Origin of the sequence: Cellulomonas sp. SLBN-39, from assembly GCF_006715865.1 — a bacterium.
GTDB lineage: Bacteria > Actinomycetota > Actinomycetes > Actinomycetales > Cellulomonadaceae > Cellulomonas.
Genome location: NZ_VFOA01000001.1, coordinates 24599 through 45015 on the forward strand (window position 1 = coordinate 24599; position 20417 = coordinate 45015).

Sequence of the window (20417 nt, forward strand, 5' to 3'; positions counted from 1 at the left end):
TGCCGGCCGGCTGCGGTGAGCGGTCAGTCCTGCCAGTCGAGCAGGGGGGCGCCGGCGGCGACGTGCTCGCCCTCGGGCGCCAGCGGCACGAGCACGGCGTCGTCGGCCTGGACGGCCACGACGGGGCAGATCGTCGCCAGGCCCGCGGCCGCGACGTCCACGGGCGACCAGGAGAGCATCCGCTGACCGGTGCGCACGGCCTCGCCGCGCTGCACGTGCAGCTCGAAGCCGAGCCCGGCGAGCCGCACCGTGTCGATGCCGGCGTGCACGAGCACCGAGCGGCCGTCGGCCAGCTCGAGGGCGAACGCGTGCGGGTGCAGGGCACCCACGACGCCGTCGCACGGTGCCAGGACGTCCTGGCGGCCGGTGCGGTCGGGCTCCACGGCGATGCCGGGGCCCACGACCGCCTCGGCGAAGACCACGTCGGGGACCTCCGCCAACGGCCGCACCACCCCGGCGACGGGGCTGTGCAGCCGGACGGCGGTCACCTCAGCGCAGGCTGTCGAGCTCGGCGGCGAGGTTGTCGGCCTCGGGGCCGACGATGACCTGCACGATGTGGCCCGACCGCACGACGCCGAACGCGCCGCTCGCCTTCAGCGCGGTCTCGTCGACCAGCTGGGCGTCGCCCACCTCGACCCGCAGCCGCGTGATGCAGGGCTCGAGGTCGACCACGTTGGCCTCCCCGCCCAGCGCGGCCAGGATCTGCTCTGCCTTGCTCAATGGCACTCCCCGAGGTCACGGACGTCGCCTCGCGGGCGCGGGCTGCCGCGCCCGCCGGCGGACGGTACGGCTCAGGCTACCCCGCACCAGGACCCTCGTCCCACCGCGCCCGGGCACCGTCGTGCTCGTCGGCACCCGACCGTCCCGGACGGCGCGCCGAGGCTGGCGGTCGCGGCGGCGGCGGGCCAGACTCGGGGCGTCCCGACGACGTCGTCGGCACCCCGCCGCCCGACGTCACGACCTCGAGGAGGACCTGCGTGACCGCGACGCGGCTGGTGACCGGCATCGGCGTGAGCCCCGGACGCGTGGTCGGGCCCGCAGCCCTGCTGCCCGACCCGGTGCAGGAGCCCCCCGCGGGCGCGCGGCTGCGGCCGGGTGCGGACGTCGAGGCCGCCGCCGGGCGGGTCGCGGACGCCGCCGAGCGGGTGCGGGCCGCGCTGGACGCCGCCGCGGACGCCGCCACCGGCGAGAGCGCCGAGCTGCTGCACGCGACCGCGACCATGGCGGCCGACCCGTCGCTGCTGTCCGACGCCCAGGCCCGCGTCCGCACCGAGCACCTGGTGCCGGAGCGGGCGGTGTGGGAGGCCGCCGACGAGGTCGCCGCGCAGCTCGCCGCCCTCGGCGGGTACCTCGCCGAGCGGGTGCGGGACGTCACCGACGTGCGCGACCGGCTCGTCGCCGAGCTCACGGGGCGGCCCGTGCCCGGTCTGCCGACCCGGGCGGAGCCGTACGTGCTCGTCGCGCACGACCTCGCCCCGGCCCTCACGGCGACGCTCGACCCGGCACGCGTGCTGGCCGTGGTCACCGTGGCCGGCGGGCCGACGTCGCACACGGCGATCCTGGCCCGCGCGCGCGGCATCCCGGCGGTCGTCGCCGCGGACGTCGCGGACGTCGTCGACGGCGTGGTGCTGCTCGTCGACGGCGCGGCCGGCCGCGTGACCGTCGCGCCTGCCGACGAGGACGTGGCCCGCGCCCTCGCCCCGACCTCCGCGGTGCGCACGTTCGACGGCGACGGGCGCACCGCGGACGGCGTGCGCATCGAGCTGCTCGCCAACGTCGGCGACCCGGCCGAGGCCGAGGCCGCCGCGGCCTCCGGCGCCCAGGGCGTCGGCCTGTTCCGCACCGAGTTCGCCTTCCTGGACCGCACCGAGGCCCCCACCGTCGCGGAGCAGGTGGCGGCGTACGGGCGCGTGCTCGCCGCCTTCGACGGGCGCAAGGTCGTGGTCCGCACCCTCGACGCCGGTGCGGACAAGCCGCTGCCGTTCCTGCACGCGGCGCCGGAGACCAACCCGGCGCTGGGCGTGCGCGGCCTGCGCATCGCCGGCGAGCACCCCGACGTCGTCGAGGACCAGCTCACCGCGATCGCCGCCGCGGCCGCCGCGCACCCCGGCACGACCACGTGGGTGATGGCGCCGATGGTCGCGACCGTCGAGGAGGCCGAGGGGTTCGTCGCGGCGTGCGCGCGGCACGGGCTCGGCACCGCGGGCGTCATGGTGGAGGTGCCGTCGGCCGCGCTGCTGGCCGGGCCGGTGCTCGCGCACGCGGCGTTCGCGAGCATCGGCACCAACGACCTCGTGCAGTACACGATGGCCGCCGACCGGCTGCTCGGTGCCGTCGCGCGGCTGTCGGACGCGTGGCAGCCGGCGGTGCTGCGCCTCGTCGAGGCGACGTGCGCGGGGGGTGCGGCGCAGGGCCGCCCTGTCGGGGTGTGCGGCGAGGCCGCGGCCGACCCGGCACTGGCCGTCGTCCTCGTGGGCCTGGGCGTCACGTCGTTGTCGATGACGCCGCGGGCCCTGCCCGACGTCGCGGCGGTGCTCGCCGCCACGTCGTCGGACGTCTGCCGGCGCCTCGCCCGGCTGGCGGTGGAGTCCTCGTGCGCCGACCACGCCCGGGCCGTCATGCGCGACGCGTTGCCCGTGCTCGCCGAGCTCGGGCTCTGAGGCACGTCCCCGCCCCGACGCCGCCCGGCGGACGTGACGTCCCCCACCCGTGCACCGTCCGCGCGGGGCCGCGGGCGTGCCGCGTGTGAGGATGGCGCCGTGAGGAGCGACGCGTTCTACACCGCCGTCGGGGGCCGCGAGACCTTCGCGCGGCTGGTCGAGAAGTTCTACGAGGGCGTCGCGCAGGACGAGGTGCTGCGCCCGATGTACCCCGAGGAGGACCTCGGCCCGGCCGCCGAGCGGCTGACGATGTTCCTCGAGCAGTACTGGGGCGGGCCCACCACCTACTCCGACCAGCGCGGCCACCCGCGCCTGCGGATGCGGCACGCGCCGTACAAGGTGAACCCCGACGCCCGGGACCGCTGGCTCGCGCACATGCGCGCGGCCGTCGACTCCCTGGACCTGGCGCCCCTGCACCGTGCCGAGCTCTGGGACTACCTGGAGCGGGCCGCGCACTCGCTGCTCAACACCTTCGACGACTGAACCGGGCCACGACGGCCCCGGCCCCGACCGGAACGAGGACGGCGCATGACGACGGACGACCCGACGGCGGCGGTGCTGCGCGTGCTCGACGTGCAGCCCGGCGCGGGTGACGACGAGTTCACCGCGACGAGCCTGGCGCAGCCCGGCGGGCGCGTGTTCGGCGGGCAGGTGCTCGCCCAGGCGCTGCTCGCCGCGGGCCGGACGGTGCCCGGCGGACGCCTGCCGCACTCGCTGCACGGGTACTTCCTGCGGGCGGGCGACGTGCGCAAGCCCATCACGCTGGCCGTCGAGCGGCTCCGCGACGGCCGGTCGTTCACCGCGCGCCGCACGCACGCGCTCCAGGACGGGGCGCCGATCCTGTCGATGATCGCCTCGTTCCAGGAGGAGCAGCCCGGCGTCGACTACGCCGAGACGATGCCGCAGGACGTGCCGGGCCCGGACGACGTCGAGTCCGCGCTGGACCACCTCGGCGGCATCGACCACCCGGTCGCGAAGTTCTGGACCCAGGAGGCCGCGTTCGACCTGCGGCACGTCGGCGGGTCGATCTACCTGCGCCCCGACCGCGAGCCCGCGGAGGGCCGCCAGGCCGTGTGGATCCGCTCGCGCTCCCCGCTGCCCGACGACCAGCTGCTGCACCGCGCGCTGCTCGCGTACGCGTGCGACCAGGTGATGCTCGAGCCGGTGCTGCGCCGGGCCGGGTCGTCGTGGGCCACGCCCGGGCTGTCGATCGCGAGCCTCGACCACGCCATGTGGTGGCACCGCGACGTGCGGGTCGACCAGTGGCTGCTGTACGTGCAGTCCACGCCCAGCGCGCAGGGCGGCCGCGGCCTGGGTGCGGCGCGCGTGTTCGCCCAGGACGGCACCCTCGTCGCGTCGATCGCGCAGGAGGGCATGGTCCGGCTCCCGGACTGACCCGCACTAGGATCGACGCCCATGGCCAGCCCCGTGGTGCCCGCGCGCGGCATGCGCGACGTCCTCCCTGCCGACAAGGCCCGCCGTGACGCGGTGCTCGGCACGATCCGCGACACCTACCGCCGGTTCGGGTTCGCCGAGATCGAGACCCCGGCGGTCGAGCCGCTGACGCGTCTGCGCTCGAACCAGGGCGGCGAGAACGAGTCGATGCTGTTCGAGATCCTGCGCCGCGGGCTGCCCGCCGACGAGGCCGTGCTGCCCGCCGACGCGGCGGACCTCGCGCTGCGCTACGACCTCACGGTGCCGCTGACGCGCTTCTACGCCTCGCACGCCGCGACGCTGCCGACCGTGTTCCGGTCGCTGCAGACCGGGCCCGTGTGGCGGGCCGAGCGGCCGCAGAAGGGCCGCTACCGGCAGTTCACGCAGGTCGACATCGACATCATCGGCGAGCCGGGCATGCTCGCGGAGGTCGACCTGCTGGTCGCGACGCTCTCCGCGTTCGCGGACCTCGGCATGGGCGACGACGTGACCCTGCTGGTCAACGACCGGCGGGTGCTGACCGACCTGCTGACCACCGCGGGCGTCGCGCCCGAGCACGGCGGCGAGGTGCTCGTCGCGCTCGACAAGCTCGCGAAGATCGGCCCCGAGGGCGTCGCGGCCGAGATCACCGGCAAGGGCCTGGCCGATGCCGCGGCCGTCGAGCGGCTGCTCGCCACGACCGCCGCGCTGCGCGGGCAGTCCGGCCCGGACGACGCACCGCTGCGCGACGGCCGCATCGACGTCGCCGGTGCCGGCACCGTCGACCTGCGGGACCTGCCCGCCATCGTGCACGCCGTGCGCACGCTGCTGCCGTGGGCGCGCGTGGAGTTCGACGCGACCCTGGTGCGGGGCATGGGGTACTACACGGGCCCGATCTTCGAGGTCGCGCACGCCCGGTCCGGCGGGTCCGTGGCCGGCGGCGGTCGCTACGACGGCGTCGTGGGCAAGTGGCTGGGCCGTGACGTGCCCGCCGCGGGCTTCTCGATCGGCTTCGAGCGGATCGTCGACCTCGTGCAGGTCCCCGCCCCCGGGCGCCGCCGCGTCGCGCTCCTGTACGGGGAGGGCACCGAGCCCGTCGCGCTGCTGCAGCTGCGCCGCGAGCTGCAGGACGACGGCGCCGACGTCACGCTCGTGCGGGCGCCGCGCAAGGTCAGCGGCAAGCTCTTCGAGCAGCTGCTCGCCGACGGGTTCACGCACAGCGTCGAGGGCCGGCCGGGCACCCCGCAGACGGGCACGCTGCGCGCGCTGACCCCGTCCTCCTGACCCGCGCGCCGGGCGCGCGGCCGCGTCCGGCGCGCGGTCCGGGCGCGGCCGGGTGAGACTGCGTCGGTGGTCAGGCTCCGACGCGTCCGTCTCGACCAGCCCGGGTGGACCCGCCGTCGCGCGGGACGCGGCTGGGTGTACCTCGACGACGCCGGCGCCCGCGTCGTCGACGAGCAGCACCTCGAGAGGATCAGCACGCTCGCGATCCCGCCCGCGTGGCAGGAGGTGTGGATCTGCCCGCTGCCGCACGGGCACATCCAGGCCGCCGGGCTCGACGAGGCCCGGCGGCGGCAGTACCTGTACCACCAGCAGTGGACCGCCCGGCGGGCCCGGCTCAAGCACGAGCACGTGCTCGACGTCGCCCGGCGGCTGCCCGCCGCCCGCCGCCGGGTGCGGGCCGACCTGGCGCGCGACGGCTGGCCCCGCGACAAGGCCCTCGCCCTGGCGTTCCGGCTGCTCGACCGCGCGTACCTGCGCATCGGCAGCGAGGGCTACGCCCGCAGGCACGGCTCGTTCGGGCTGGCCACGCTGCGACGCGAGCACGTGCGGGTCCTGACGCCGCGGGACGGCGACGACCCCGGCGCGGTGCACCTGCTGTTCCCCGCCAAGTCCGGCCAGGTGCGTGACACCGTCGTCGAGGACGAGGTCGTCGCCGCGTGCGTGCGCAGCCTGCTGCGGCGCCGCGACGAGAGCCCCGAGCTGCTGGCGTGGCGCGACGACGCCGGGTGGCACGACGTGACCAGCACCGACGTGTCCGGGTACGTCAAGGACCGGCTCGGCGAGGCCACGCCCAAGGACTTCCGCACGTGGCACGCCACCGTCCTGGCGGCCCGCGGCCTCGCGGACGCCGGGGCGCCGCCGCGCAGCGACCGGGCCCGCCGCCGGGTCGTGGCCGCAGTCGTCGCGGACGTGGCCGCCGAGCTCGGCAACACCCCGGCGGTGGCGCGCGCGTCGTACGTCGACCCCCGCGTCGTCGAGCTGTGGGAGCGCGGCGAGCACATCGCACCGACGCGCTCGCAGCAGGTCGCCGAGCGGCGCACCCTGGACCTGCTCACCGGCTGACGCCCGAGGTGCGGGTCGGGCGCCGCACCCGCAGACTGCCACGGTGACCGACCAGCAGCCCCGCGGCGACGTGACCCTCGACGACGGCGACCTCGACCCCCGACCGGTCGCGCAGACCCTCCCCGGGCTCGTGCCGGGCCTCGGTCCCGACGGACGCCCGCGCCCCGACGCACCGCTCGTCGCCGTCACCGGGGTGACCGGGTACGTGGGCGGACGCCTCGTCCCCGAGCTGCTCGCCGCCGGGTACCGGGTGCGCGCGCTGGCCCGCCACCCCGACCGGCTGCGCGGGCGACCCTGGTACGACGACGTCGAGGTCGTCGCCGCCGACGCGTCCGAGCCCGACCAGGCGCGCGCCGCGCTCGAGGGCGTCGCGGTCGCGTACTACCTCATCCACTCCCTCGGCACCGGCCCGGCGTTCGCGGAGACCGACCGGCGCACCGCCGAGGTCTTCGGCACCGCCGCGCGCGACGCCGGCGTCGGGCGGATCGTCTACCTGGGCGGGCTGTTCCCCGAGGGCGAGGAGCTGTCCCCGCACCTGAGCTCGCGTGCCGAGGTCGGCGACGTGCTGCTCGCGTCCGGCGTACCCACCACCGTGCTGCGCGCGGCCGTGATCCTCGGCTCGGGCTCCGCGTCGTTCGAGATGATGCGCTACCTCACCGAGCGGCTGCCCGCGATGACCGTGCCGAAGTGGGTGCGCAACCGGATCCAGCCGATCGCCGTCCGCGACGTGCTGCGCTACCTCGTGGGCTCCGCGTCCATGCCGGCCCACGTGAGCCGGGCCTTCGACATCGGCGGCCCCGAGGTGCTCACCTACGAGCAGATGATGCAGCGGTACGCCGCGATCGCCGGGCTCCCCCGGCGGCTCATCGTGCCCGTGCCCGTGCTCTCCCCGCGCCTGTCGAGCCTGTGGGTGTCGCTGGTGACGCCCGTCCCCGGCGGGCTGGCGCGCCCGCTGGTGGAGTCGCTCGTGCACGAGGTCGTCTGCGACGAGCACGACGTGGCCGAGCTCGTCCCCGACCCGCCCGACGGGCTCATCGGCTTCGACCGTGCCGTCCGCCTTGCCCTCGCCCGCGTCCGGGACGCCGCCGTGACCACACGCTGGTCGTCGGCCGCGGTGCGCGGGGCGCCGAGCGACCCCCTGCCGTCCGACCCGGACTGGGCCGGCGGCTCCCTCTACGTCGACGAGCGGCGCGTGCAGGTCGAGGCGTCACCGGCCGCGACGTGGCGGGTCGTCGAGGCGGTCGGCGGCGAGCGCGGCTGGTACTCCTGGTCGCTGGCGTGGCGCGTGCGCGGGCTCCTCGACCGGGTCGTCGGCGGTCCCGGCCTGCGCCGCGGGCGCCGCGACCCCGGCCGGCTGCTCGTCGACGACGCCGTGGACTTCTGGCGCGTCGAGGCCATCGAGCCCGGGCACCTGCTGCGGCTGCGCGCCGAGATGCGCCTGCCGGGGCTGGCATGGCTCGAGCTGCGCGTCGAGCCCGTCGACTCGGCCGACGACGACGCCGACGCCCGCACCGAGCCGTGGGACGCCGACGCCTGGCGACGCCCGCCCGTGGTCCTCGCCCAGCGGGCGCTGTTCCACCCGCACGGGCTGGCGGGCCAGCTCTACTGGTGGGCGGTCACCCCGTTCCACGGCGTCGTCTTCGGCGGCATGCAGCGCAACATGGCGCGCGCCGCCGAGGCGGCCGAGCGCGCCCGCACCGACACGGGCCGGACGAGGGTCGGATGACCGCAGGAGGGACGAGCCGTCAGGCCTGCGCCCGGCGGCGGTGCACCAGCGGCGCCTCGACGTAGGGCGCCCACACGGTGCGCTCGTGGTCGCCCCAGCGGCGCGGGGCACCCGTGGCCGGGTCGACGAGCACCAGCGTCGTCGTCGCGCGGGCGAACACCTGCGAGGCGGGTGCTGACGCCGGGGCGTCCCGCACCTCGTAGCAGACGTCGATGCTCGCGCCGCCCAGGTGGCCGAGCCACATCTCGACCACCACCGGGGAGCGCCGGTAGCCGAGGGGACGCAGGTACTCGATCTCCTGCCGCGCGACGAGCGTGGAGACCGTCGCCCCTGGCCCGGCGTCCAGCACGGCCGTGGGCAGGGCGCCGTCCGGGCGTGTGCCGTCGGGGCCCAGGGGGTGGCTCCAGAACGCCTCGATGCGCGCCTCCTCCAGCAGGCGGAGCATCTCGACGTTGTTGACGTGCGCGTACGCGTCCATGTCCGACCAGCGCAGCTGGACCGGCACCTCGAGGCGGGCCATCGGTTCCTCTCGTCCGCGGGCCCGGCGGCCCGCCTTCCCTGCGGGACCAGTCTGCCCGGCCCCGCAGGTCGGGTGTGCAGGACCGTGCGCGACGGTGCCGTGCGACGACGTCGCCGTGCGTGGGAGCCGCCGTGCGCGGGTCGTGCCGTGCGTGGGTGCGGGCGGTGGAATCGGACGGTGGGTGCGGACGGTGGGTGCGGACGGTGGGTGCGGACGGGTCAGCGGGCCGCGCGGGCGCGGGACCGGCACCGGTCCCACCGCGCGACCTCGGCGGCGACCGGCTCGACGACGTGCCGTCGCGCGACCTCGCCGACCGCCGCGTGCAGCCGGCGGCGCGCCCGGGCGGCCCGGCCCCGCGCGTGCACCCCCGCCGCGACCCGGCCGACGACCGCGAGGAGCAGCCCCAGCAGCACGCCGCCGACCGCGAGGACCGTCGGCGCCGGCAACGGCCCCCACACCGGGGTGACCGGCTCGGGCAGGCGCAGGTACGCCGCACCCGCGAGCACGGCGAGCCACAGCAGCCCGGCCACCGCCGCGGTGACGAGCACCCGCTGCACCGCGTCGGTCGCCGCGGCCCACCACGGCGCGCGCTCCGCCAGCAACGGGGTCGCGGCGACCGCGCGGTCCAGGTCGGGGGCCCAGGCGTCGGGCCGCAGGGCACCCCGTGCCGCGAGCACCCAGGCGTCCGGCAGGCCCGCGGTGGCGGCGTCGACGTGGCCGCGGGCGGCCAGTGCGGCACGGGCGTGGGCCTGCGGGCCGGGCGGTGGGAGCGAGGTGCGGTCCACGGCGTCGTCGGTCACCGGCCCGGCGTCGCGACGTCCGGCGGCGCGACCACCGGCGGCGCGACCACCGGCGGCGCCCGGTCCGGCCGTGCCGGTCGTGCCGGGGCCGCGCAGGTGCAGGCGCCGCAGCGGGTCGGCGCGCAGGCGCCCGACCAGGCGCAGCGGGGGCCAGCCGGTCCGGGCGCGGACCTGGCGCGCGGCCGACGCCCGCACGGCGGCCACGACCGTCGGCACGCCCGCGGCGTCCGCGAAGGCCCGCTCGACCGCGGCCACGTCCGCACGCGGCACGCGGGCCTCGCCGGTGCGGGCGAGGACGGCGTCGGCGACGGTGCGCACGTCCGCGCGCAGGCGCTGGGTCGCGGCCCGCCGACGCTCCGCGGCCGCCACGAGCAGGGCGCGCAGACCGTCCACGCCCTCGCCGGTGCGCGCCGAGACCGTCAGCACGGGGACGCCGTGCAGGCCGTCGGCGTCGACCAGGCGGCGGGCGTCGGCCAGCCAGGTGCCGCGCTCGGCGGCGGCGAGCCGGTCGACCTGGTTGAGCGCGACCACCATGACGTCGGCGTGCTGCGCGAGCGGCCGCAGGTAGCGGTCGTGCACGGCGGCGTCGGCGTACTTCTGCGGGTCGAGGACCCACACGAGCAGGTCGACGCGCGCGTAGAGCCGCTCGGCCACGGCCCGGTGCTCGGCGACGACCGAGTCGTGGTCGGGCAGGTCGAGCAGCACCAGGCCCGGCGGGAGCGCCGGTACCGCGCCCGCCGGTGCGGGCACGCGGTGGCGGTCGGCGACGTCCAGCCAGTCCAGCAGGGCGTGCGCGTCGGCGTCGCCGTGCACGACCGCGAGCGGCGCCGACGTCGTGGGCCGCAGGGTCCCCGGCCGGGCGACGTCGGTGCCGACGAGGGCGTTGAGCAGCGACGACTTGCCCGAGCCGGTAGCGCCGGCGAGCGCGACGACCGTCACGTCCCCGGACAGGGCGAGGCGGTCGCGGGCGTGCGCGACGACGGCGTCGCCACGGTCCACGAGCGCGTCGGGCAGCCGTCCCCGGCCGGCGTCCAGGGCGTCGGCGAGGGCGTCGACCGCGTCGAGGGGTGCGCTCACGCGCGCGTCCCGTCGCGGCCGGTCAGCCGCTGCCACCAGCCGCGCCGGTGCGGGGGCGCCGTCGCGCCGTCGGCGCCGTCCGCGGCACGACCGCCCGCACGGTCGGGGGGTGGCACGGCGCCCACGCCGCGCAGGCCGCCCGCGGCCGGGGTGGCACCTGCCGGGGCAGGGCCGGTCGGAGCGGGGCCGGTTCGGCCAGGGCCGGTCGGGGCAGGTGCGGCGACGACGCGCGCCGTCGCCGCCCGCAGCGGCTCTCCCGTCGCCGTGGCGGCCCCGAGGGCGTCGAGCTGCGACGTGAAGCGCGCCGCCTCCGTGTCGAGCACCGAGCGCACCCGCGTGCGCAGCAGGTCGTGCGCGGTCGCGGTGAGCCGCCGGACGGCGTCGTCGCCGAAGACGGCCTCGAGCAGACGCTGGGCGAGCAGCGCGGTGCCGCCGGCGATGCCGACCTCGGCGCCGGTGAGCCCGCCCGTCGAGGCGAACACCACGAGCATCAGCGCCGCACCGAGCCCGTTGACCCCGAACGACAACGCGCGCGCCTGCGTGCGCCGGCCCGCTCCCTCGTCACGGACCAGCGCGAGGACGTCGTCCTGCCACGCGCGGACCTCGTCGGCGACCCGCGCGCGGATGCCGGTCGACGCTCGCGAGAGCGCCAAGCCGTCGAGCAGACCCGCCGCGGCGGGGTCGGCGCGCCACGCGGCGTCCGCGTGCTCGGCCGCCCGCTCGGCGGCGTCGACGACCACGGCGTCGAGGCTGCGGCCGATCGCCTCGGCGAGCGCGGGGTCGTCCGCACGGCGGCCGCGCACGTACGCGGTGAGGCGGTCCCGCCACCGGCCGACGTGCTCCTCGACGGACCGCATGAGCTCCCCCGTGCCGACGACGTCCTGCCAGCGGGCCAGGACCTCCCCGCGCAGCAGCCGCCCGTCGGACGTCGCCCGGGCGACGTCGTCCGCGGCCTGGTCGTACGCGTGCGCGACCGTCGCGCGCAGGCGGGCGTCGGCGTCGCGCTGGGCGTCGACGGCATCAGCGACACGGCCCGCTCGGGTCGCGAGGTCGGCGACGAGACCGTCGCGCGTGCGGCCGACGACACCGGCCCGGGCCTGCGGGTCCGCGGCCAGAGCCGTCAGCCACTCGGCCACCGGTGCCACCGCCCAGGCGGGCAGCAGCCCGTCGACGGGCTGCTCCTCCGGCACCAGCAGGACCGGGGTCCCGGGCAGGCCCTGCTCGTCGAGCATCGCGCGCAGGTGGGTGCGGACAGCGTCCTCCTCGCCCGGGTCGACGCGGTCGAGGACGATCGCGAGCGCCGTGCGGCGTGCGGCGGCGTCGTGGAGCAGCTCCCAGGGCACGGCGTCGGCGTACCGGGCGGCCGTGGTGACGAACAGCCACAGGTCGGCGGCGGCGAGGAGCTGCCGCGCCAGGGTGCGGTTCTCCTCGACGACGGAGTCGACGTCGGGGGCGTCGAGGAGCGCCAGGCCCTGCGGGACGGCCTCCGAGGCGACGAGCGTGAGCCCCGCTCCGCGGCGTCCCGCAGCGCCGACCGCAGGCTGCGCGTCCGGCAGCGGTGCCTGCGTGCCCGGTTCGCCGGCAGGCTGAGCGGTGCCGGCCGGTCCGCCGGCCGCCGGGTCGGGGTCCGCGACCCGCGCCGTCAGCCGTGCCAGACCGGGCAGGACCCGGTCGGTGCTGAACCAGCGCCCGTCGAGCGGGTGGTGGACGAGCACGGGCCACCGGGTCGTCGGACGCAGCACCCCCGCCGCTGAGACCCGCGCGCCGAGCAGCGAGTTCACCAGCGTCGACTTGCCGGCACCCGTGGACCCGCCGAGCACGGCCAGCACCGGGGCGGCCGACGCCCGCAGCCGCGGCAGCAGGTAGTCGTCGAGCTGGTCGAGCGCCTGCCGGCGCAGGGCCCGCGCGTCGTCGGCGCCCGGCGCCTGCAGCGGCAGGACCGCCTGGTCGAGCCGCGTGCGCAGCTGCTCGAGCGCGTCGAGCAGGGCTGCGCCGGACGTGCCCGCGCCGCCGCCCTGCCCCGCGGGGCGGTCGGGCGGCGGCACGGGCGCGTCCGTGACCACGTCAGTCGCGACGCAGCTTGCGGTGGGTCACCCGGTGCGGACGGGCCGCGTCGGCGCCCAGGCGCTGGACCTTGTTCTCCTCGTAGGACGCGAAGTTGCCCTCGAACCAGTACCAGGCCGCCGGGTCCTCCTCCGTGCCCTCGTACGCCAGGATGTGCGTGGCGACGCGGTCGAGGAACCACCGGTCGTGGGAGACGACCACGGCGCAGCCGGGGAACTCCAGCAGCGCGTTCTCCAGCGAACCGAGGGTCTCGACGTCGAGGTCGTTGGTCGGCTCGTCGAGGAGCAGCAGGTTGCCGCCCTGCTTGAGGGTGAGCGCGAGGTTCAGGCGGTTGCGCTCACCGCCGGACAGCACGCCCGCGGGCTTCTGCTGGTCCGGCCCCTTGAAGCCGAACGCGGCCACGTAGGCGCGCGACGGCATCTCGACGTTGCCGACCTTGAGGAAGTCCAGGCCGTCGGAGACGACCTCGAACAGGGTCTTCTTGGGGTCGATGCCGCCGCGGGACTGGTCGACGTACGAGATCGACACCGTCTCGCCGACCTTGAGGTCGCCGCCGTCGAGCGGCTCGAGGCCCACGATGGTCTTGAACAGGGTCGTCTTGCCGACGCCGTTGGGGCCGATGACCCCGACGATGCCGTTGCGCGGCAGCGAGAAGCTCAGGCCGTCGATGAGCGTGCGACCGTCGAAGCCCTTGTTCAGGTCCTTCGCCTCGATGACCACGTTGCCCAGGCGGGGGCCCGGCGGGATCTGGATCTCCTCGAAGTCGAGCTTGCGCGTCCGCTCGGCCTCGGCCGCCATCTCCTCGTAGCGCGCCAGTCGCGACTTGGACTTCGTCTGCCGGCCCTTGGCGTTGGACCGCACCCACTCCAGCTCCTCCTTGAGGCGCTTGGCGAGCTTGACGTCCTTCTTGCCCTGGACCTGCAGGCGCTCCTGCTTCTTCTCCAGGTACGTGGAGTAGTTGCCCTCGTACGGGTAGAGGCGGCCGCGGTCGACCTCGCAGATCCACTCGGCGACGTGGTCGAGGAAGTACCGGTCGTGGGTGACCGCGAGGATCGCCCCGGGGTACGCCTGCAGGTGCTGCTCCAGCCACAGCACCGACTCGGCGTCCAGGTGGTTGGTGGGCTCGTCGAGGAGCAGCAGGTCGGGCTTCTCGAGCAGCAGCTTGCACAGCGCGACGCGGCGGCGCTCACCACCGGAGAGCACCGACACGTCGGCGTCCGGCGGCGGGCAGCGCAGCGCGTCCATGGCCTGCTCGAGCTGGGCGTCGAGGTCCCACGCGTCCGCCGCGTCGATGGCCTCCTGGAGCTGGCCCATCTCGGCGAGCAGCGCGTCGAAGTCCGCGTCGGGCTCCGCCATGAGCGCGGAGATCTCGTTGTAGCGGTCGAGCTTGCCCTTGATCTCGGCGACGCCCTCCTCGACGTTGCCGAGGACCGTCTTCTCCTCGTTCAGCGGCGGCTCCTGCTGGAGGATGCCGACGGTGTAGCCGGGCGAGAGCCGCGCCTCGCCGTTGGAGGGCTGGTCGAGGCCCGCCATGATCTTGAGGATCGTCGACTTGCCCGCACCGTTCGGCCCGACGACGCCGATCTTGGCGCCGGGCAGGAAGTTGAGGGAGACGTCGTCGAGGATGACCTTCTCGCCGTGCGCCTTGCGCGCCTTGTACATGGAGTAGATGAACTCAGCCACTGACTGCTCGTCCGCCTCGGGTCGCTCGGGTGGGTGACGCCGCGGGCCGGTGCGCGCGGGCCGCCGGCTGTGCGCCGGGCAGCGCCGGCAGGACCGACCTGCGGCGTCGTCGGGTTGCCGATCCACCAGCCTAGGCGATCACCCGCGTCCGACCAGTGCGGGCTCGACCTCCTCGACGCCCGGGACGCCCCACGGGCCCGTGTCGGCGCCGTCCTCCGGCAGGACCGGGCCCGCGCCGAGGTCGTCCTGCGGGTCCTCGACCAGGTCGGACACGTCGACGGCGGTGTCCCGCTCACCTGCCCGGCCCTCCCCCGCGTCCCCGGCGGCCGTCCCGTCGTCGGTGCTCGACCGGGTCGTCATCGCGCGCCGGAAGTGCGCCGTGCCGTACGTCAGGTCGTGCCCGACGGCCGTGGCCTCGACGACGACGTCGGTGCGCGGCCCGTCCTGGGCGACCCACTCGCTGGTCGCCAGGCGCCCGACGACCACCACCGGGTCGCCCTTGCGCAGCGAGTGCCCCAGGTTCAGGGCCGTCTGCCGCCACGCCTTGACCGTGTACCAGACCGTCGGTCCGTCGCGGAAAGCCCCGCTCTGCCGGTCGAAGTACCGCCGCGTCGCGCCGAGCCGGAACTGCGCGAACGGGACCCCGCCGTCGTCGGTGTGGAACGAGCGGACCTCCGACCCGATCCAGCCGACGACCGTGACGTCAGGGGTGTGCGTCGCCATGGGATGCCTCCCGTGCCTGGCCCCGCTCCTGCAGGGCGTGAGCCGCCAGCGTCGGGCTGCCGCGCCGAGGCCGGGGTCGGCGCGCTCCGCGACCGCGCCCTGACCGGCCTCCGGCCGGGCTGTGGACGGCTCGGAGCTACGCCCGTCAGTCCCCGGACGACGCCCGAGCGACCAGCTCGCGCACCCGGCGGTGCTCGGCCAGCACGTCCTGCGTCGGCGCGAGCAGCCGCGCCCGGGCGGCCGCCTCGATGACGGCCCGCCCCTCGTCGAGCACCCGCTGCGCGGCACGACGCCCTGCCCGGCGGCGCACCAGCACCGACGACGCCGCCAGCGCCGCGGCCGCCGCGAGGACACCCACCGCGACGAGGGCGAGCCAGCCCGGTGCTGCCCACGCCCCCAGCCGGCCGGCCACGTCCGCCGCCCCCGCGAGGACGCCGAGGCCCAGCACCACCATCGCCGCGACACCGAGCCCGGCCCCCAGCTGCGAGCGCCGGCTCGTCACCGTCACCGCGGCGAGCGCCTCGGTGACGCCCTGCCGCAGCTCACCGGCGGTGGCGACGCGCTCGCGCAGGTCCGCCGCCCAGCGCGGGGGCAGCCCCTGCGTCACGGACGTCAGCCACGCGGACCGGGTCAGCCCCACCCCCTCCGCGTGCACCTGCCCGAGCTCGGGCAGGCGCGCCGAGCCGCCGCGGACGACCGCTCCGACCGCGTCGGCGACCGCCACCAGCCCTGCCGCCTGCGCGAGCCGCTCCACGACGTGCCCGATCGCGAGCTGCGTCGGCGCGGGCTCCCGGGTCGCGACCTGGGTGCCCGCGGTCCGGGCGGCCTGCGCGACCTCCGCCTCGGCGTGCACGGCGGCGACCGACCGGCCCGCGACGGCCTCCGCGAGCGCCGCACGCAGCCGCCCCACGCCCTCGCCGGTGCGCGCCGACACCTCGTGCACGGGCACCTCGGGCAGGCCGTCCTCGGCGAGCAGCCGGGCGACGTCGGCGAGCAGCTCGCGGCGCACGGGCGGCGGGACGGTGTCGATCTGGTTGAGCACGAGCAGCATCGACGCCGAGCGGCCCGTCAGCCGGCGCAGGTACCCCGAGTGCAGGGCGTCGTCGGCGTACTTCTGCGGGTCGACGACCCAGACGGCGAGGTCGACCTGCGGCAGCACCCGGTCGACGACGGCCCGGTGCTCGGGGGCGATCGAGTCGTGGTCGGGCAGGTCCAGCAGCACCAGGCCGCGCAGCGCGGCCTCGGCGTCGCCGTCCAGCTCGCTCTCGCGCTCGATCCGGTGGTCCGGGCCCACGCCGATCCAGTCGAGCAGCGGACCGCCGTCGGCGCCCCAGACGCACGCGGTGACGGTCGACGTGGTCGGGCGGCGCACGCCCACGTCGGCGAACTGCAGGCCGCTGACGGCGTTGAACAGGCTCGACTTGCCGGACCCGGTGCCGCCGACGAGGGCGACGACGGTGTGGTCGACGCCCAGGTCGAGGCGCTCGCGCACCTGGTCGAGCGTGTCGCCGACGGCGGCGACGACCGTGGGGTCGAGCCGGGTCCCGCCGACGGCCAGCGCGGCCTCGAGGGCGTCGACGCGGGCGGCGAGCTCGGCGGTGCGGGCGCCGTGGACCGCACCCGCGGGGGCCTCGTCGGGCGCCTCGTCGGGCGCACCGCCACCCAGGTCCGCCAGGACGTCCGCGACAGGGTGCACCGACGCGGCGGGCACGGGCACGGGCGCCGGCACGTGCTGGTCGGGGAGCATCTCCTCGTCCTCGGGCCCCGTGCCGGTGCTGCGACCCTCGCTGTGCGCGCCTGCGCTCATGTCAGCCCCTTGAGGACGGCCAGCCGTAGCCGCAGGCGCGAGGACGCGTCCTCGGCGAGGTCCGGGTCGGACAGCGTGCTGCCCGCGGCGTCGCGCTCGAGGCCCACCTGGTCGCGCGCCCGGTCGGCGAGGTCGTCGCGCAGGTGCTCGACGAGCGGTTCGGCGTGCGTGCCGATCAGGGCCGCAAGGTCGTCGGTGGCACCGGGAACACCCGCGGCGGCGGTCAGCGCGACCGCGGCGAGGGCGTCGGCGCCGACCGCCCGGGCGGCGGCCCGGACGCGGTCGGACTCGAGCTCGGCCCCCTGGTCGGCCGCGGCGAGCAGCGCCCGCACGGCCCGCGCCCCCTCGGCGGTCCACGCACGGGCTGCACGCTCGGCCGCGGTCGTGCGGCCCGACACCCGCGCGGGCCACGCGGCCAGCACGTCGGCGCCCCCGGGCGGGGCCGTCGGCCCGTCGAGCGCGGCGCGCAGCAGGTCCTCGGCGTGCTCGCCCGCCGACGCCAGGACGGCGGCCGCGGAGTCCACGAGGTCGGCGAGCAGCGGGACGACCGCGACCGTGCGGGCGCGGGCGTGCCGCGGCCCTCCCTTGGCGCGGCCCCGACGGTCGGTGAGCCGGGCCAGCGGGGCACCCGCGGCCGTCAGCTCGGCCCACCGGGCCCGCACGGCGCCGTCGGCGACCGTCCCCGCGCGGATCGCGACCTCGGCGTCCGCGACCGGCAGGGCCGCCGCCTCGTCGAGCACCCGTCCGACGTGCGCGGCGGCGTCGGCCTGCGCCTGCACCGCGTCCGCGAGCTCGTCGACCCACGGGCGCAGCGCCGCGAGCGCGCCGCGCAGCGTCCGCCCCACCACCGTGCGGGCACGGTCCGGCCCGGCGAGCATCGCGAGCCACCGGGCGACCGGTGCGACGAGCGGCGCGTCGAGGGGGCCGGAGTGCGGCCCGACGTCGGGCACCACGAACAGCGGCGAGCCGGCGAGCCCGTGCTCGCGCAGCCGGGCGAGCAGGTCGCCGCGCACCGCGGGCAGCGAGCCCTCGGGCACCCGGTTGAGCACCATGGCGATGGACGTGCCGCGCTCCACGGCGGCCTCGAGCACCTGCCACGGCAGCGCGTCGCCGTACCGGGCGGCCGTCGTCACGAACAGCCACAGGTCGGCGGCCTCGAGCAGGCGGTGCGCGGACTCGCGGTTGGAGTCCAGGACGGAGTCGAGGTCGGGGGCGTCGAGCAGCGCGATCCCGCGCGGCACGGCCTCGTCCTGCGCGACCTCGACGCTCTCGAGCACGGGGTGGTGGGAGATGAGGTCGACGTCGAGCGGGTGGTGCACGAGCACCGGGCGGCGCGTGGTGGGTCGCAGCACGCCGGCGGCGGTGACCTCACGGCCGACGATGGAGTTCACGAGCGTCGACTTGCCGGCGCCGGTCGAGCCGGACACGACGACGACGGCGGGTGCGGACAGCTCGGTCAGCCGGGGCACGAGGTGCTCGCCGAGCTGGTCCACGAGCCGGGCCCGCGACGCGCGCGCGGCGTCGACGCCGGCGATGTCCAGCGGGAACGTCGTGGCGTCCACGTCGCGCCGCAGGTCCTTGACGGCGTCCAGCAGCGACGTCTGGGCGAGCGGGCGCACGAGGACGTCACGCGCCACCGCACGGGCGTCGGTGCCAGCGTCGCGGTCCGGGGCGGACGACGACGGCGCGGGGCGCGCGGGCACAGTGCCGGGGTGCGCGCTCACCCCCCCATTGTTGGGTCGAGACCTGACCAGGCCAAACGCGGCACGCGGGTGACGGCCCTCGGATTCACCCCGTCGCGCCCCGCGTCGTGACGCCCGGGCGGGGTCCGACGACGCCTCGTACCCCCGCCGCGCACCCTGCACCCGGCGCGCCCCGCGACCGCACTACGCTGGTGGCGCACCGCCCCCGTAGCTCAACGGATAGAGCAACGGCCTTCTAATCCGCAGGTTCCGGGTTCGAGTCCCGGCGGGGGCACCATCCCTGACCTGGGACGACGCCGCACGCGTACCCGGTCAGCCCGTGACGCGGCGGGCGACCTCGTAGCCGTCGAGCGCGAGCACCGCCTCGAACGTCGCCTCCGGGTGCAGGATCGCGGCGACCTGCAGGACGTCGCCCCACTCCGCGGGCGTGCCGCCGGCCTGCCGGTCGATCACGAGGTAGTCCGGCACCGGGTTGTCGTTGCCGAGGTAGTAGACGTCGGCGGAGTCGACCAGGTACGACATCAGGCCGACGTCGGTCTCGACGACCACACCGTCGGGCACGACCGCGAGGACCTCGCGGGCCGACGCCTCGCGCGGCGCCGCGAACCACCGCCCCGGGTCGGTGAGCTGCCACAGCGGGAGCTGCGGCAGCAGCATGAGCGACGCCGTCAGCGCCACGGCAGGCGCGTACCGGCTGTAGTGGCGCAGCCACCGCACGCGGCCCCGCCGCGCGAGGTCGATCCCGTCGACCATCGCCAGGAACGCCACCGGCATGAGCACCGCGCTGTAGTGCCAGGTCGGCTCCCAGTACCCCGGCTCGCCGGAGAGGAACCGCCAGCCCAGCGTCGGGGCGGCGACCAGCACGAACGGCGAGCGCAGGGCGATGCCCGCCGTCACGGCGACGAGCAGCCACAGCGTGTACCCCTTGGCGGGGGACCACAGCGCGAGGGGGTCGGCCAGGACGGCACCGAGGTCGAGGCGCGAGCCGTACGCCCACGCGCCGTCCGGGTTGAGGGCGGGCAGCACGACCTGCGTGGCGAGCAGGAAGCCCCCGACGCCGACGGCGCTGACCCACAGCAGCGCCGGACGCCGTGCCCGCCACGCGAGCACCGCCCCGAGGACCGCCGTGGTCAGCCCGAGGTCCTCCTTGACGAGCACGAGCAGCGCACCGGCGATAGCAGCCGTGCGCCACCGCTCCTGCAGGGCCGCCGCGAGGCTGACCGCGAGCAGCGGCACCGCGAACGCGACCTCGTGGAACTGCGCCTCCACGGCGTGCTGCAGGCCCCAGCTCAGCCCGAACGCCAGCCCGAGCAGACCCCCGACGAGCGTGCCGGTCACGCGCGCCGCGGCCCGGGTGACGACGGCCGCCGCGACGCCCAGCAGCACGTTCTGCACGACGAGCAGCGTGAAGGCGCTCGGCGCGAGCGCGTAGACGGGACCGAGCAGCACCAGCAGCGGGTGGAAGTGGTCGCCGAGCAGGTGGTACTCGGGTCCCTTGATGTGCACGACCGGCGCCTCGAGGGCCGCGTACCGCTGCGCGAGCTGGGTGAAGATCCCCAGGTCCCACGACTTGACCACGAAGGCGTCCCACTGGGCGGCGGAGTAGACGGTGTACACGACGGCGACCAGCAGCCCGACCGTCGCGGGCAGCGCCCACGGGCGGAGCCGGGTACGCAGGGCGCTCCCGCGGCCGGCGGGCGCCGACCCGTCCGAGGTGGTGCGGGCTCCCCCGGTGGCGCCGTCCGTCGTGGTGTCGCCCGTCGTCCGGTCGTCGATCGGCACGTCGTCGCTCGTCGCCTCGTCGCTCGTCGCCTCGCCCGTCGTCGGGTCGTCCGACCGGGTCTCGTCCTCGCGTGCCGCGGGTCCGGTGCCGGGAGCCACGGAACCTCCTCGTC

General features: G+C 76.9%; 16 protein-coding genes and 1 tRNA gene. 7 read left to right on the forward strand and 10 right to left on the reverse strand.

Annotated features, from left to right (window positions below):
* Positions 1 to 23 precede the first annotated feature (23 nt).
* Positions 24 to 488: a PTS glucose transporter subunit IIA gene (locus tag FBY24_RS00100; protein ID WP_142157016.1), complete on the reverse strand. Its 465-nt coding sequence runs from the start codon at positions 486 to 488 to the stop codon at positions 24 to 26.
* Between the two features lies 1 nt (position 489).
* Positions 490 to 720, reverse strand: coding sequence for a glucose PTS transporter subunit EIIB (locus tag FBY24_RS00105; RefSeq protein WP_140460252.1), 231 nt, complete (start codon positions 718 to 720; stop codon positions 490 to 492).
* 257 nt (positions 721 to 977) lie between these two features.
* On the opposite strand from FBY24_RS00105, the gene ptsP reads away from it, so the two are divergent.
* From ptsP to FBY24_RS00135, 6 genes are all read left to right on the forward strand, one after another.
* Positions 978 to 2660, forward strand: coding sequence for a phosphoenolpyruvate--protein phosphotransferase (ptsP, locus tag FBY24_RS00110; protein WP_255432127.1), 1683 nt, complete (start codon positions 978 to 980; stop codon positions 2658 to 2660).
* 99 nt (positions 2661 to 2759) lie between these two features.
* Complete coding sequence (locus FBY24_RS00115; RefSeq protein WP_140460250.1) at positions 2760 to 3143, forward strand: globin; 384 nt, start codon at positions 2760 to 2762, stop codon at positions 3141 to 3143.
* Positions 3144 to 3188: 45 nt separating this feature from the next.
* The gene (locus tag FBY24_RS00120) at positions 3189 to 4055 is read left to right on the forward strand and encodes an acyl-CoA thioesterase II (RefSeq protein ID WP_142157020.1); all 867 of its coding nucleotides are present in this window, start codon (positions 3189 to 3191) and stop codon (positions 4053 to 4055) included.
* 21 nt (positions 4056 to 4076) lie between these two features.
* A complete protein-coding gene (locus FBY24_RS00125) occupies positions 4077 to 5357 on the forward strand; it encodes a HisS family protein (RefSeq protein ID WP_142157022.1) in 1281 nt (426 codons plus the stop codon).
* A gap of 66 nt (positions 5358 to 5423) precedes the next feature.
* The gene (locus FBY24_RS00130; protein ID WP_142157024.1) at positions 5424 to 6419 is read left to right on the forward strand and encodes a DNA topoisomerase IB; all 996 of its coding nucleotides are present in this window, start codon (positions 5424 to 5426) and stop codon (positions 6417 to 6419) included.
* 43 nt (positions 6420 to 6462) lie between these two features.
* Positions 6463 to 8145, forward strand: coding sequence for an SDR family oxidoreductase (locus FBY24_RS00135; protein ID WP_255432128.1), 1683 nt, complete (start codon positions 6463 to 6465; stop codon positions 8143 to 8145).
* A gap of 19 nt (positions 8146 to 8164) precedes the next feature.
* On the opposite strand, the gene FBY24_RS00140 is transcribed toward FBY24_RS00135, so the two are convergent.
* The 7 genes from FBY24_RS00140 to FBY24_RS00170 all read right to left on the reverse strand — a co-directional run bounded on the left by FBY24_RS00140 (position 8165) and on the right by FBY24_RS00170 (position 18543).
* Entirely contained in the window at positions 8165 to 8665 is a 501-nt protein-coding gene (locus FBY24_RS00140) for a thioesterase family protein (protein WP_142157026.1), read from the reverse strand.
* Positions 8666 to 8883: 218 nt separating this feature from the next.
* Positions 8884 to 10542: a GTPase gene (locus FBY24_RS00145; RefSeq protein WP_142157028.1), complete on the reverse strand. Its 1659-nt coding sequence runs from the start codon at positions 10540 to 10542 to the stop codon at positions 8884 to 8886.
* Positions 10539 to 12587, reverse strand: a complete 2049-nt coding sequence (locus FBY24_RS00150; RefSeq protein WP_142157030.1) for a GTPase domain-containing protein — start codon at positions 12585 to 12587, stop codon at positions 10539 to 10541. Before FBY24_RS00150 ends, FBY24_RS00145 begins: the two co-directional genes overlap by 4 nt.
* Before the next feature lie 19 nt (positions 12588 to 12606).
* A complete protein-coding gene (gene ettA, locus FBY24_RS00155; protein WP_142157032.1) occupies positions 12607 to 14289 on the reverse strand; it encodes an energy-dependent translational throttle protein EttA in 1683 nt (560 codons plus the stop codon).
* A gap of 138 nt (positions 14290 to 14427) precedes the next feature.
* On the reverse strand, positions 14428 to 15012 hold the full coding sequence (locus tag FBY24_RS00160; RefSeq protein WP_142157034.1) for a single-stranded DNA-binding protein: 585 nt from the start codon (positions 15010 to 15012) through the stop codon (positions 14428 to 14430).
* Between the two features lie 145 nt (positions 15013 to 15157).
* Positions 15158 to 16819, reverse strand: coding sequence for a GTPase (locus FBY24_RS00165; protein ID WP_255432129.1), 1662 nt, complete (start codon positions 16817 to 16819; stop codon positions 15158 to 15160).
* A complete protein-coding gene (locus FBY24_RS00170) occupies positions 16816 to 18543 on the reverse strand; it encodes a GTPase domain-containing protein (protein ID WP_142157036.1) in 1728 nt (575 codons plus the stop codon). The genes FBY24_RS00165 and FBY24_RS00170 overlap by 4 nt, the downstream gene beginning before the upstream one ends.
* 180 nt (positions 18544 to 18723) lie before the next feature.
* Between FBY24_RS00170 and FBY24_RS00175 the strand changes: the two genes are divergently transcribed.
* Positions 18724 to 18799, forward strand: a tRNA-Arg gene (locus FBY24_RS00175).
* Positions 18800 to 18834: 35 nt separating this feature from the next.
* On the opposite strand, the gene FBY24_RS00180 is transcribed toward FBY24_RS00175, so the two are convergent.
* On the reverse strand, positions 18835 to 20403 hold the full coding sequence (locus FBY24_RS00180; protein ID WP_160158388.1) for a DUF2079 domain-containing protein: 1569 nt from the start codon (positions 20401 to 20403) through the stop codon (positions 18835 to 18837).
* Between the last annotated feature and the right edge of the window lie 14 nt (positions 20404 to 20417).

What these genes read in the sequence shown, in the direction of transcription:
- FBY24_RS00125 (WP_142157022.1), top strand. Translation starts at nt 4,077, where the DNA reads ATGGCCAGCCCCGTGGTGCCCGCGCGCGGCATGCGCGACGTCCTCCCT.
- FBY24_RS00140 (WP_142157026.1), bottom strand. Translation starts at nt 8,665, where the DNA reads ATGGCCCGCCTCGAGGTGCCGGTCCAGCTGCGCTGGTCGGACATGGAC.
- FBY24_RS00165 (WP_255432129.1), bottom strand. Translation starts at nt 16,819, where the DNA reads ATGAGCGCAGGCGCGCACAGCGAGGGTCGCAGCACCGGCACGGGGCCC.
- FBY24_RS00120 (WP_142157020.1), top strand. Translation starts at nt 3,189, where the DNA reads ATGACGACGGACGACCCGACGGCGGCGGTGCTGCGCGTGCTCGACGTG.
- FBY24_RS00160 (WP_142157034.1), bottom strand. Translation starts at nt 15,012, where the DNA reads ATGGCGACGCACACCCCTGACGTCACGGTCGTCGGCTGGATCGGGTCG.